Origin of the sequence: Tunturibacter gelidoferens, from assembly GCF_040358255.1 — a bacterium.
In the GTDB taxonomy this organism is placed as follows: Bacteria; Acidobacteriota; Terriglobia; order Terriglobales; family Acidobacteriaceae; genus Edaphobacter; species Edaphobacter gelidiferens.
Genome location: NZ_CP132938.1, coordinates 4,028,960 through 4,041,862, shown reverse-complemented (window position 1 = coordinate 4,041,862; position 12,903 = coordinate 4,028,960). Strand labels below are relative to the sequence as shown.

Annotated in this window: 11 protein-coding genes and 1 tRNA gene; 4 read left to right on the top strand and 8 right to left on the bottom strand. The window is 56.7% G+C overall.

All coding sequences use genetic code 11. From position 1 onward, the window contains the following. Position 1: 1 nt before the first annotated feature. The gene (locus RBB81_RS17615; RefSeq protein ID WP_179584210.1) at positions 2-214 is read right to left on the bottom strand and encodes a heavy-metal-associated domain-containing protein; all 213 of its coding nucleotides are present in this window, start codon (positions 212-214) and stop codon (positions 2-4) included. A 154-nt stretch (positions 215-368) separates the two neighbouring features. On the opposite strand from RBB81_RS17615, the gene RBB81_RS17610 reads away from it, so the two are divergent. After that, positions 369-445 (top strand) — tRNA-Val (locus RBB81_RS17610). Positions 446-919: 474 nt separating this feature from the next. Here the strand turns inward: RBB81_RS17610 and RBB81_RS17605 are convergent. From RBB81_RS17605 to RBB81_RS17595, 3 genes are all read right to left on the bottom strand, one after another. Then, positions 920-1,666, bottom strand: coding sequence for a copper homeostasis protein CutC (locus tag RBB81_RS17605; RefSeq protein WP_179584208.1), 747 nt, complete (start codon positions 1,664-1,666; stop codon positions 920-922). A 202-nt stretch (positions 1,667-1,868) separates the two neighbouring features. Then, entirely contained in the window at positions 1,869-2,804 is a 936-nt protein-coding gene (locus RBB81_RS17600; protein ID WP_179584206.1) for an N-acetylglucosamine kinase, read from the bottom strand. Between the two features lie 251 nt (positions 2,805-3,055). After that, positions 3,056-6,508, bottom strand: coding sequence for a TonB-dependent receptor (locus RBB81_RS17595; protein WP_353071536.1), 3,453 nt, complete (start codon positions 6,506-6,508; stop codon positions 3,056-3,058). Positions 6,509-6,752: 244 nt separating this feature from the next. Here RBB81_RS17595 and RBB81_RS17590 point away from each other — a divergent pair, with 244 nt between their 5' ends. The 3 genes from RBB81_RS17590 to RBB81_RS17580 all read left to right on the top strand — a co-directional run bounded on the left by RBB81_RS17590 (position 6,753) and on the right by RBB81_RS17580 (position 9,038). Beyond that, positions 6,753-7,538, top strand: a complete 786-nt coding sequence (locus tag RBB81_RS17590) for a DeoR/GlpR family DNA-binding transcription regulator (protein WP_179584202.1) — start codon at positions 6,753-6,755, stop codon at positions 7,536-7,538. A 67-nt stretch (positions 7,539-7,605) separates the two neighbouring features. After that, positions 7,606-7,938, top strand: a complete 333-nt coding sequence (locus tag RBB81_RS17585; protein ID WP_179584200.1) for an energy transducer TonB — start codon at positions 7,606-7,608, stop codon at positions 7,936-7,938. Positions 7,939-8,063: 125 nt separating this feature from the next. Then, positions 8,064-9,038 (top strand): glycosyltransferase, encoded by a 975-nt coding sequence (locus RBB81_RS17580; RefSeq protein ID WP_183787974.1) that lies wholly within the window; start codon positions 8,064-8,066, stop codon positions 9,036-9,038. 38 nt (positions 9,039-9,076) lie between these two features. On the opposite strand, the gene RBB81_RS17575 is transcribed toward RBB81_RS17580, so the two are convergent. From RBB81_RS17575 to RBB81_RS17560, 4 genes are all read right to left on the bottom strand, one after another. Beyond that, positions 9,077-9,382, bottom strand: a complete 306-nt coding sequence (locus RBB81_RS17575; RefSeq protein WP_179584196.1) for a hypothetical protein — start codon at positions 9,380-9,382, stop codon at positions 9,077-9,079. Positions 9,383-9,758: 376 nt separating this feature from the next. Further along, entirely contained in the window at positions 9,759-10,616 is an 858-nt protein-coding gene (gene bla / locus RBB81_RS17570) for a subclass B3 metallo-beta-lactamase (protein WP_183787975.1), read from the bottom strand. Between the two features lie 132 nt (positions 10,617-10,748). Continuing rightward, complete coding sequence (locus RBB81_RS17565) at positions 10,749-11,786, bottom strand: LLM class flavin-dependent oxidoreductase (RefSeq protein ID WP_353071535.1); 1,038 nt, start codon at positions 11,784-11,786, stop codon at positions 10,749-10,751. Beyond that, positions 11,786-12,802, bottom strand: coding sequence for an ATP-grasp domain-containing protein (locus RBB81_RS17560; RefSeq protein WP_353071534.1), 1,017 nt, complete (start codon positions 12,800-12,802; stop codon positions 11,786-11,788). The genes RBB81_RS17565 and RBB81_RS17560 overlap by 1 nt, the downstream gene beginning before the upstream one ends. Positions 12,803-12,903: the final 101 nt, after the last annotated feature.

Sequence of the window (12,903 nt, the reverse complement as noted above, 5' to 3'; positions counted from 1 at the left end):
GTTACTTTTCACTGCGTACCGTGAAGCCGATCTCGTTGACCGCATCGGCGATCTTCTCCAACGTTGCCCGTTCCGGATCGAACGTCATCCTGGCCGATCCCACCTCTACCAAATTCACCTCAACCCCGTCGACCTTTCCGAGGGCATCGGTAACCCTGCGAACACAAGCTCCGCAGTGCATTCCTTCAATCGACAATCCAAGCGCCTCCTTCATGACACTCCTCCTCTCTGTGAGTAGATGCATATACCCCCAGGGGGTATTCACAAATATAGTTTATGCTCGAAGTGAAAATCGGAGTGCAGGCAGCTACACATTGCATCCTGCACGTCGCTCCCATACACTGTGTTAGGTTCTAAAGAGCTTCAACGGGCGGTTAGCTCAGTTGGTTAGAGCGCCTGCCTTACAAGCAGGATGTCGGGGGTTCGAGTCCCTCACTGCCCACCATGATTCCAAATAACTTAGTAGATCTCCTAAAACACTTAGGTTCTACACGAGTTCAATAAAAGAAACGAAGAAAGCCTCCCGAACAGTCTGGGAGGCTTTTGAATTCGCGGAGAGGCGTCTGTTATAGTCCGACACAGAGCCAGTCAAAGTGATCTCTGTGCTCATATTAGACAGCCTGGTGAACGCGTTGCTGCCATGTCAAACCCGGAATGCTACAGAATCGAACGCCAGTATGAAGAAGCCACGAGAACACGTTTAGCGGCGGAGAATGATTTAGAGAGTTCATCTCCAAACGCATCCCCGTTTATCGTGCGCAGAGCAAGACTTCAGACCGCGGAGCGTGAACAAGATGTAGCGGCAGAGATTCTTAGAGAGCATCGTCGCAGTTGCCCAGTCTGCAAAGCCAAGGGCATGCCGGACTAAGCCTGGAGCGACTTGTAACCCGCTTTGATACATGTTGAAAGTTTTGGGACGTCAGGAACTTCGCAGGTTCTCGATCATGGCGAGCACATCTGCTGCGTCCACCACGAAGCGTGAGGTGCCGTCGAGTGAGTCTGCATCCTCTAGCACCCAGCGACGCTCATGTTGCATCTTGCTGGCTTCGCTCCGCCGCAGAGAACCATGAAAATGGCTTGCACCGGTCGCGCGAGCCAGAGCCCTTGCGTCCTTGATGCGCAGACCCCCGCCGACAGCGACATCAATTCTTCCGTCAGCGAGTTTTACCAGTCGTGCCAGTTTGTCCGCTCCCGACAGTACATCAGGTTCGCCACCGGAGGTAAGAACACGTCCGCAACCAGTGGCAATCACATCTTCGAGAGCCTGCTCCAGCGAGGTGGTGTAATCGAAGGCGCGATGAAAGGTGATCTCAAGCGGAGCCGCCAATTCCACTAGCTCGCGGGTGCGTTCGGAGTCTACTGTGCCGTCGGCGCGGAGTATGCCGAGCACAAAGCCGCTGGCTCCGAGTCCGCGCGCGTGAAGCAGGTCCTCCCGCATGACGGCGAACTCATCGTCCGTGTAGTGGAAGTCGCCACTTCGAGGCCGCAACAGGACATGAACAGGGATACCACTGCGAAGAACCGCTGCGTGCGTTAGAGCGTGACTCGGCGTTAGACCGCCTTCGCTGAGGGCGGTGCAAAGTTCAATGCGATCGGCGCCCCCTTCGCGCGCGGCGAGGCAGGCCTGAAGAGTCTCTGCACAGAGTTCGAACGTAATCTTGCGCATCAAATCACACGAACCACAAGAGCTTTCCAATGCTTGAAAATAGTCAACGTGCCAAGCCCCGCAGTGATGGATTCCACGAGTGGCCCTTACCTATATACAGTAAAAATTCAATTAATGAAAACAATGGCTTCAAATAATCATTATTCTGAGAATATCAGAGGCGAAACTTCGGTATTCGGTGCCGGCCGATATTCTTTTCAGTTCAACCTGCGATTGGGAGCTGTCCGCTCCGCGCCCGCCAGAGCGCGCCAAGTATGGGATCGACGGTGCCGGGCAGCACCTTCAGGGAAGCGTGCTCGCGTCGCAGAGCCTGAACAATTCCGTCGCGGATCGGTGCGACATGTTCGAGAATGCTGCCCGTGAACGCAAGGTCTGGGACCCAGTCCGGACGGCTGTCGGATGCGTCGCGTCGCAGCCGCTCGATGACGAGATGCGCAAGGTGGGCCAGCTCTTCTGCTTCACGCTGAAGAACGTTCTGCGCCACAGCGTCTCCCTCCGCCGCGCACTTCACTACCAGAGGAGCGAGGCGTGTAAAGTCGGGGGCAGGGATCTGGTTGGCGTAGCCGATAAGCGAGTCGAGATCGGAGAGCTGCCACAACTCAAGAATCGCTGGCAGCAGAGTGGTTCTACGATCTTCGTCGATAGCAAAAAAGGTATCACGCAGCGCCTGATGTCCGATTCTGCTTCCTGAGCCCTGATCGGCCAGGGCAGGCCCCCACCCTCCGGCGGTAGTCAGATCACCACCAACGGTGCGTCCAGCGACGTTCGACCCGGTCCCGGCCATCACCAGCACGCCGGGTCCACCGAAGAAAGCAGCATCGAGCGCGATCTCCACATCCCCAACAAGGATAAGCGAGCCGCCGACGCGTTCGCCAAAGGTTTCGCGTATCCAGTCGGTGACCAGCGCAACAGTGATGCCCGCCGCACCGACACAGCTTCGGGTGATGGACGTCATCGACACACCGGTTAACGCGGTCAGCTCGGCAAGTGCCTTATCGAGATTCTGCGTCGCAGTGCTCGCGTCGGTGCGCATACGTTTGATGGTGCCCCCGCGGACTCTCGCGAGTTCGTGGGTGTCATCCGCCAATACATACTCAGTCTTTGTGCCGCCTACATCTAGTGCGAGATAAAACGCCAAGCGTGTTCCTCTTTTTTCTGTAACTTCGAAAATAGCAGCAACGAAGACAGGATTTATATTTCTGATCGAAACGGTGTTGCCATAGTATGTGCGGCAACCATTCTGTTCGCTTTCAGCGTGCCGATGGAACACGATTATCAGTACATCGCCAGCATTTGGAACACCTACATGTGGCAGAGGCAGAGCCGAAGCCCTGCCCCTGTGATGCGATGCCACGGTCGGTAAATAATCGAGGGCCTTCTGGGCCCGTACTAGAACCGATAGTTCGCGGAGAACTGCAACCGGCGCTCCGTGGAACGAATGGCCTGCTGGATTCCATTAGCCGTTCCCTGGTTTGAGATATTCCCGAAGTTGTTGTCGCCGATATTGGTGTCAGGGTTGCCATAGCTGGCAATGTTGAAGGCATTGAAGGCATCGAACCGGAAGCCGAGGGTCTGCTCACGGACGATGGCGAAGTCCTTGAAGGCCGACATATCGACGTTCAGATAACGTGGACTGCGTGTGTTGCCGTTCCTTGCATCGCCGAAGGTGTTGGGGGCAGGTGCTCCAAAGGCGCACAGACCGTTGTCAATCCCGGGAGTGGTGCAGGGAATAGCCGAAGGATCGGTGCCGTACCAGTGATCGATATTGCGGTTTACGATCTTCAGAGCACGATACTGATTGGGCCGCGAATTGCCGAAGCTGTTGGAGTTGTTCCCGGGGCCAAGGATCGTCTCGGGAAATCCGCTGTAGACAACGGCGGCGGTCGAAACCTTCCAGCCGCCAATGGCCTCATCCACCACCCGGTTGACCCCCGAAAGATACTGCTTGCCGTGGCCAAACGGCAGGGAATAGACGCCCGTGCCACTGAAGTTGTGACGCACATCGTAAGCCGCCGGACCCCAATCCGCAGCGCTGTCGTAGTAGTTCTGGAAAGCACCTTGGCCCCCAGCGGTGGCGCCGGAGGTATTGACTGAATAGTTGCCCGCGCTATTGGTCAAGGCCTTCCCATAGGTATAGTTCACGGTGAACTCCAACCCATGATTGGTGCGCTGACGGAGAATAGTCTGAAGGGCCTGGTAGTTCGACGCTGCACGCGACTCTGTGATCAGCAGGCTACCGGAGCCGATGCTGACCGTCGGATCGATCGCGTTGATGCCGATGAACTGGTTATTGAAGTAAGGCGCAGAGGTGGGATCTCCGTTCACCCGCCACTGGTTGAGGTTGCCGTAGTCTTCGATATGCTGTCCTATTTCGCCGACATAACCAACCTGCAGCGATAAGGAGCGTGTCACCGCATACTCTGTGGTGAGGTTGAACTCCTGCACATAAGCCGGCTGAATATTCTGCGGATACACGTTGAAGGTTCCACCGCCGGTGATTGTGCTGCCGCTGAAGCCCTGCTCCGCAGTACGCGGGGCTCCCGGATTGCCAGGCGTCGGCGTCACGACGTTGACATTGACAGCCTGAATGAAGGGAGTGATCGAGGTCAGACGCTGATTGGACGAGTTGCCCTCAAAGAAGCTCGTAGCACCGTAACCACCACGAATCACGAAGCGATCCGTTGCCTGATAAGCAAAGCCGAGACGTGGCGTGAACTGGCGGTAGTTGGCGTCATAGCACGCACGATTGCTGCACAGGCCAGAGCCAACAGGCGCACCGACGGGAATCTTGCTGGCATAGATCACCTGACCCGTAGCGATATCGATGTTGCCTGTCTTGTTGTTGGATTCAATCCAGGGCTGGTCGTATTCGTAGCGCACGCCAGCGTTCAAAGTCAGACGTGACGTCGCCTTGTAGTCATCGCCGAAGAATCCAGCTACGCGCCATTGCCGCTGTCCGACATTGACGCTCGACAGCGTGGCAGCTGCTGAACTCACCCGGTCAAGCACGAAGTCCGCACCACCGTATCCAACCGCGTTCGACAAGGAGGGATTGCTCGAAAAAGCGCCAGTGTAATTCAGCGATCCAAGGAAGCCGTTGTTATTGCTGGTGGGATAGTTGTTCTGGTAGCGAAGCGCCTGGACACCCATGCTGAACGTACTCTTGCCGTGCTGCCATGTCAGGTTATCGATATAGCTGTAGGTGTTGTCCGTCAGGCTGCCGTTGTTCTGTGCGCTGTTACCGATACTGCTCAAGCCACCGCTGATGCCCTGAGACGTAAAACCCTGATAGGCCTGATTGGGAAAGGTGATGCCGACGATTGTATTGCCATTGGTCCCGAACACTCCCGTCTGATCGACCGGCAGTCCTTGATTCCAATTGATGCGCGTATATCCGATGCGCGCAGAGTTCACAATCGACGGCGAAAAGATGTGGGTCCAGGTAAGTCCGCCAAGCTGCGATGGGAAGGTGCTTCCGTTTGGAAACGAGACGGGCAGAACCGAGGTTGCGCCATCGTAAGCATCCGACTTCGCATAAAACCCGCTGATTTTATCCGCCGCATTCGGCGTGTACTCGATCTTGATATCTCCCTGGTTGTTGGCTCTGTACGTTCGCTGCGGGCCTTGCAGGTCGTTGGCCGCGATTCCGTCTGTTGGTGTCGCATTCGGCAACGGGTACAGTTCTGGATGAGCGAAGAGATACTTCGCAACTGGGTTGTTGATCGGAACGCCTTTATTCCCGGCATACGGTGCAAAGCCGTTCAGCGGATCGTACAGTTGAATCGGATTGGAGCCGTTGAGGAGCGCCGAAAAGTCTCCATTGCGCATCGCCTGAGTAAAGACGTTCGCCGTGGCGGTTCCTCCATGGTGGAAACGCGAACCCAGATAGTCGACGAAGAAGAACAGTTTGTCGCGCTTGATTGGACCGCCAAACGTGCCCCCGAACTGAGACTGAGAGAAGGGATTGATCGGGACAATGGGAGTTGAGTGCTTATTGGTCCAGGAGTTCGCATTGAGCTTATAGTCCTGCAGATAGCCATATACCGACCCGTGGAATTGATTGGTCCCGCTCTTGAGAACGCTGACAACGCCGGCACCATTGACATTCCCATAGTCTGCCGGAGAGTTCGCCGTCAGCACCTTAATCTCCTGCAGAGCTTCAGGGGCCGGGCTGTACGCGATCAGGTTGTTAAACGTCTCGTTCAGATCGATTCCGTCGAGCGTGTAGTTGTTCGCCTGGGCCCGGTTGCCATTCAGGTTGATCGAGTCGGTATATTGTGTGCTCCGCTCGATACTCGTCGTGCCCGATGTCCCTACCGTGCTCACCGAGCCCGGAATGTAAAGCGTCAAAGCAGAGAAGTCCAGACCATTCAAAGGAAAATTCTGAATCGTATTGGTCGTAAATGTGCCGCTCAAAGTGGCGTCACTGGTATTCAAAATCGGCGCCGCCTCGGACACGTTCACAACCTCCGCAGAGGATCCGATCGAAAGTTTCACATTGAATGTGGTGGTCTGCAGTACCTCGAGTTGAAATGCGGGGATCGTCTCTTTGTCGAACCCTTTCGCATCCACAGTCACCTCGTACTGGCCGATGGGCAGAAACTGAATTCGATACAGTCCAGCCGAGTTCGTTGTCACACTCGAGTCCACACCCGTGTCTGTGTTGTGCGCGAGTACGCTCGCACCGGCGACGACTGCGCCACTCGGGTCCGTAACTATTCCGGTGATGGTGCCGGTGACGGTCTGCGCGAGCAGAGCCTGTGTACAGAACAGTGCTGCTATCGCAATCACGATCCCGGAGATACGTTTGAGAAACTTCATCTTCTGCGCTGCCTTGATCATTTGAACGACTCCAGGGTGCCGGTGGGACATGGGAAGATCCGCGTCGCGTACAACGGCTGAACATGCCGAATACCCGTTATGAAAAAATCAAATTGTTGGTAGAGCATAGAAATCTATGTAAACATTTGTCAACATAACTTTTCATAATTCTGAAGAAAACGAGCCCATATACTCAAAAAAGAACCGCCGGTCTGACCAAAAGTTAGCGGTTCGCACATTTAAGCGTGGTTAGAATGGACGAGACATGGCCCAGAAGACTCAGGATCGCGCGAACCAAATACTCCATCTCCTGCTACAGAAAGGCCAGAGCTGCGTTGAGGATCTGGCAGTTACGATCGACGCCTCGCCGGCCAGCGTCCGGCGGGACCTCATCAAACTCGCCCAGCGCGGTCTCGTAAACCGCACCCACGGCAGCGTCGAACTGGCCGGAAAGATGACCTACGAGCCCTTCCGGTTCGATGCCGCCTTTCCATTGCGCGAAGAGCGTTTCTCCAACGAGAAGCGTCGCATCGCCATCGCCGCGGCCGAGATGGTCAACGAGGGCGACACCATCGCGCTCTCGCCCGGCACCACCACCACCCAGGTAGCCCGCAGCCTCCGGCATCGCGAGGGCATCCACATCGTCACCAACGCGGTCAATATCGGGATGGAGTTCTCCAGTCTCCCGAACGCTCGTGTCACCCTCACCGGCGGCTCCATTCGCTGGCCCGGAGCATTCTCGATGGTCGGCGCAACCGCCTTCGACTCGCTGCAGCGGCTCTTCTTCGACAAGGTCTTCATGGGAGCCTGCGGAATTCACCCCGACCACGGCCTTACTGTCATCGAATCCGACGAAGCGCTGGTTCTCGGAGAGATGGTCAAGCACGCCCGGCAGGTCATTGCTGTCGCGGATGCAAGCAAACTCGGCATCTTCACCTCGGTCAAAGTCTGCGCCACCAGCGATCTCCATACCATCATCACCGACGATAGCGTCGACCCCGAGCTGGTCGAGGCCTTTCAGCGGAAGCAGGTCCGGGTGATCATCGTCTAGCGCGAACCCAGTCAGATGCCACAAAAATTGCGGTTGCGCCTCGGCCAACTCGTGAGAGTATGAGGCTATGCGTACAGTCTGGGCCCTCTTGCCGTTTTTTCTCGCACCAGTGTCTGTGACGCTGGAGGCTCAGAGCATGCCCTCGGTCGTCCCTCCCCGGCTGATCAGCATGCCAGCTCCGGATTGCAGGGCAGGGAAGGCCTGCCACCACACTCACGGCCAGGTGCGGTTGATCGTCGATGTCCTCGAGGACGGCAAAGTGGGCGACATCAGGGTAGAACTCGGCGACTCCACTTTGGCCGAGGCCGCCACCGCGGCTGTTCAACAGGCGGAATTCGCAGCAGGGTACTACCTCGGCAAGCCTCAAAGTATGGATGTCGTCCTGAACTTCAAGTTCTAGCACCGACCGAGGGCTGTTTGATTGCGAGGCCGACACTCTTCTGCCGGGAAAAAAACTGGCAGATTCAGATCTTTTGTTCACCGGTCAACATCCAAAGAATGCAACCCCGGGAGTATCATAGTAAAGTGCCGAAATATTCAATCGTCGTCCCCTTCCATAACGAGGAAGAGAATGTCACAACACTCTACGACCGCCTGAAGGCTGTCATGGAGCACGTCAACGACACCTTCGAGCTGGTCTTCGTCGACGATGGCTCACGCGACCGCACCTACCGGCTGCTGGAGGAGATCGCTGCCGTAGACAGCCGTGTCCTGGTTATCAAGCTCCGCCGCAACTTCGGTCAGACCTCCGCTCTCGCAGCCGGCTTCGATCACGCCCAGGGAGACTTCATCCTCGCCATGGACGGCGACCTTCAGCACGATCCCGAAGAGATTCCCGGCTTTCTGGCCAAGCTCGAAGAAGGTTACGACGTCGTGAGTGGCTGGCGCTCCCAGCGCGGCGACAACTTCATCCTGCGTCGTATCCCCTCTCGTGCCGCGAACTGGCTCATGGCCGCACTCAGCGGCGTGGACATCCACGACTTCGGCACCACCTTCAAGGCCTACCGCCGCGAGGTCATCCAGAACATCCCACTCTACGGCGAGATGCATCGCTTCATCCCTGCCCTAGCCTCGTGGTATGGGGCAAGCATCTGCGAGATTCCCATCTCCAACCCGGCCCGCGAGTTTGGCGAGAGCCACTACGGCATCTCGCGCACCTTCCGCGTCTTCTTCGACCTCCTCACCATCCGCTTCCTGCTCCGCTACATGACGCGTCCGCTTCACTTCTTCGGAACCATCGGAGCATTCGGGATGGTGGCCGGCTTCGGCATGGCCGCCTGGCTTCTCATCCTCAAGATCGTTACCGGCCAGCACATCATGAGCATCCATGGCCCGCTCTTCGTCATCGCAGGCATTCTCATCCTCGCCGGAATCCAGATGATGGGCATTGGTCTGCTCGGAGAGCTTCAGGTAAGGCACTTCCACACAGCCGCTCATCGCGCACCCTATGCGGTAGACCGCATCCTCCGCCTGCGCTCCGAGGAAAGCCTCATTCAGTAAAGAGAGCCTCATTCAGTAGCCCAACGGGCGGCCCCAGACTAGTTCTTCGGGGCCAGCGCCTCGTTATCCTTCTCTCTTCTCATCTCTTCCTGCGCCTCCCTGGTCGAGTCCTTGAACGCCGTAGCATCCAGCTCCTTCGCGAGTTTGTCCTGCTCAACCATTGGATCGGTTAGCGTCTCCAGATATCCCTCAAACTCCTGAACACACTTCCATTGTTCGGTCGGCTGTTGGTTTCCTTTAAACTCTTTCCTCAGCACATCCTCAAGGAACAGCGCATCGTCCAGGTCGAAGGCGATCGAGGCGTACGACGTTCCACTCCTGAGCGCAAAGACGTCTTCATGCAATCCCGTCTGGCTCACGATCAAGCCATTGCGTGCATTTTCATAGGATTGCTTCCCACATGTGGCCGTAATTGTTGCCGAACCCTCAGCCGCTAAATGATTAGGCCCTAATGAGGTTGTCTTCGGCTGAGTCACACTGGCGAGACCTGCCAGAACGACACCGCTCTGACGCCCCGAGTGACAACCAGCAACCAGTATCGGTATCCCGGCGAGGAACACTCCACGCCATATCCCAGCCCCTCTTCGACCCTGCATCCATTCAATCACTTCTGGCCCTCAACCTCTCCCGTGACTCTGCTCTTCGATCAAACTAAGAAATCATCGTTAATTCTATGCTCACACCCGTACCCGGTACATCACCCGTCGGATGCATATCACCTCAGTACCCAGCTCCCAACTGCTTTGCCAATTCCTTGCGAAATGCCTGTTCCCGCTCCATCACATAGGCCTTGTACCCCTCCGGATCCACAAATGGGTTGAGGTCGCCAGCCCTCTGTCTCGCGAACTTTTCCTCCATCCCAAAATAGCTCCCGTGCGCCCCCAGAAACACATCGCAAGGCAGCGACTTCAAGGTCCGAAACGTCAACTCATAGTCTTGCGCCATCGTCGGATAGACAGCGCTCTTCACCAGCCTGTATCCCGGATTTACATTCGGGCTGCCAACGATCACAACGTGATAAACCCTGCCGCCCTCACTCATCTTCATCGTCCAGGTCGTACACCCCTTTGTGTGGCCCGGGGTTAGATGCGCAACCAGCACGACATCCCCCAGTCGAACCTCATCGCCGTCATGCAGCACACGATCAACCTTCGCCGCTGGATACCAGTTACTCGACCCCTTGCCATATTGAAAATCGGCCTTCCCGCCCGACTCCACCACCGGTACATCCCGATCCATCACCATGTACTTCGCGCCGGTCAACTCCTTCAACAGCTTGCTGCCCGCGCAGTGATCGCGATGAGCATGGCTGATCAGCAAAATCTTCACATCGCTGAACTTGAAACCAAGCGCTTCGACACTCTTCTTTATCTGTGCAACGCTGCTCTCCAAATTGCTGTTGATCAAGATATGTCCCTGCGACGTCGTGATCAGATAGGACGCCAGGTCCTTGCTTCCCACGTAATAAACGTTGCCGGCCACACGAAAAGGCGCATGGGGAGTGGTCCAATCAGGGTCATCCTGCGCAAACAGACCGCAGACAAATACGAAAGTCAACAAGAGGGAACGAAGTAGCATGGCAAAGCATAACCCTCCACACAACGGGCCGCCACCCATCGCACTTGCGGAGAATTAACCTTCCCGGTACATCGTCTTTCCACAAAAAAGCGTCCGTCGCAAGATGAACGCTCCACCCAAGTCACAAAAAAACTAAACCGCCGCCTCTGCCTTGCCGCGGATCACCTGAGCCCCAAACCGCTCCATCTCCTCCGCCTGCGGACTCGACTGCAGCAGCACCAGATCCACCCCCACCGCCGCAAACTCCTCCATCCGCTCCGACACCTGCTCCGGCGTTCCCACAAACCCGCATCGCAGCCCGCGATTCGAGACTGAGTAGTCCTTCAACGAGATCTCCGTCTGCAGATTCGACCCCGTTACCCACTGCTCATAGTTCGCATACCCGCGCGCCGACTGCTTCACATTCGTAATCCGCTCCACCTCGCGCAGGGCCTCAGCCTCCGAGTCCCGCACCACCGCATACCCCGCCACGCCAAACGTCATCGGCCCCAGCCCAAGCTTCTCCCGCCGCTCCCGCATATCGGCAATCTTCTTACCCACAGCCTCAGGCGCATCGCCATGCATCAGGTACGCATCGCACTTCGCCGCAATCAGATTCTTCGCCGTCTCCGACTCCCCACCCGCATACAGCGTAGGCCGAGGCTTGCTCACCGGCTTCGGCGAAAGCACATTCTCCCGCACGTCGTAGTAGTTGCCTTTGTAAGAAAACCCCTGCGTCTTCCAACATCCATCCACCACATCGAGCCACTCCGAAGTCCGAGCATACCTGTCGTCATGCTCATCGAAGTGAACGCCGTACTTCGTCGCCTCATCCTTCCACCAGCTCGAAACCACATTCAGCGTCAACCGCCCATGCGACATCTGATCGATCGAAGCCGCCTGCTTCGCCAGCAGCGCCGGATTATGAAACGTAGGCCGCACCGCCACCATCAGCTCCAGCCTCTCCGTCACCGCAGCCAGCGCCGCCGTCGTCGACCACGCATCGAGCGAAGGAGCATCCACACCCTTGATGTCATTCAAATTCAACTCTGCGATCAGCGTCAGATCATAGCCAATCGTCTCCGCCCTCTTCGCCAGGTCCCGCACGTACTCCCAGCTCGCAACCATCTTCTCGTCCTCGACGTTGCGCAGCCAACCCCCAAACACCGGCAACCAGAAGCCGTATCGCATCAGCGTGTCCCCGCCAGCTCTGCCACACCCGCCCGTCGTTCATTCACAATCCGCGCCTCATCCTCCAGCCAATCCGCCAGCTTCACAAACGGATCGAAGCCCACGACCTTCTGCCCATCCGCCACAAAGTTCGACAGCGCATTGATGTCGTAGTACATCCTCACGCCATCGCGATCGTCCACCATAAACTCCACGCCACCCAGCTCGATCCCCGCCGCAACCATCAGCCGCTCTACCTCTTCGATCACCTCAGGCGGCGTATCGAAGGCCTCAACCGTCAACCCATTCTTCGGCGCATCAATCGGGCAAGCTGCTCGATCCAACTCAACCCCAAGCGGCGTCTTGCAAATATCAGCCGGACAAAGGTCAAACGTCTCGCCGGTAATGTGTATCTTGATCGCGTACAAATACTTCCCGTCCAACACCTCAACCCGAACGATGAACGACCCACGAGCCGGCACAAATTCCTGCACCAGCCCGGTCGAATCCATCCCCAGCGTCAATCCGCCCTCCATCGCGGAGGCTTCCGCCAGATGCTCCTTCGTATGGAACTTCACGACACCGCTCCCACTGCCGCCGATGTTCGGCTTCACCACAACAGGGAAGCGCAACCCCTCCGCCGCAGCACTGGCCTGCGATGCACGATGAATCACATGAGATTTCGGATAGCCAAGCCCCAACGCATCCAGCATTGAAAGCTGCGCCGCCTTCGACAGCTCACTCCGATAAGCCTTCACGCCATTCACCACGCGAACCCCACGGCTCTCAAGATGCTCCAGATAACCCAGCGTGTAGAAGATCTGATCCCCATGCCCGCGATTCCACGCCGAAGGGCTCATCTTATTCAGCACCACGGCATACTTCTCCTCCGGATGCTCCTCCGGCCCATAGCTATGCTCCACCGCATCCAGCTTCACGTACTTCGCACCCCGACGATCCAGCTCCGCAAACAAAGGCTTGAACCAGTTCGGCTGCTCATAGTAAATCGCAATAGGCAAAGACTGTCGGCAGGACATAATCTTCTTCACATCCTCTTCAAAACGTTCGACTCAAAACTCACCACACAGTTACAACGGTCAGCGCAGAATCTCACGCGGGCTCGAATCTAATATCTCAA

Bases quoted from the DNA above. Each gene is read 5' to 3' on its own strand.
- RBB81_RS17615 (WP_179584210.1), bottom strand. From the start codon at position 214: ATGAAGGAGGCGCTTGGATTGTCGATTGAAGGAATGCACTGCGGAGCT.
- RBB81_RS17605 (WP_179584208.1), bottom strand. From the start codon at position 1,666: ATGCGCAAGATTACGTTCGAACTCTGTGCAGAGACTCTTCAGGCCTGC.
- RBB81_RS17595 (WP_353071536.1), bottom strand. From the start codon at position 6,508: ATGATCAAGGCAGCGCAGAAGATGAAGTTTCTCAAACGTATCTCCGGG.
- RBB81_RS17590 (WP_179584202.1), top strand. From the start codon at position 6,753: ATGGCCCAGAAGACTCAGGATCGCGCGAACCAAATACTCCATCTCCTG.
- RBB81_RS17585 (WP_179584200.1), top strand. From the start codon at position 7,606: ATGCGTACAGTCTGGGCCCTCTTGCCGTTTTTTCTCGCACCAGTGTCT.
- bla (WP_183787975.1), bottom strand. From the start codon at position 10,616: ATGCTACTTCGTTCCCTCTTGTTGACTTTCGTATTTGTCTGCGGTCTG.
- RBB81_RS17565 (WP_353071535.1), bottom strand. From the start codon at position 11,786: ATGCGATACGGCTTCTGGTTGCCGGTGTTTGGGGGTTGGCTGCGCAAC.
- RBB81_RS17560 (WP_353071534.1), bottom strand. From the start codon at position 12,802: ATGTCCTGCCGACAGTCTTTGCCTATTGCGATTTACTATGAGCAGCCG.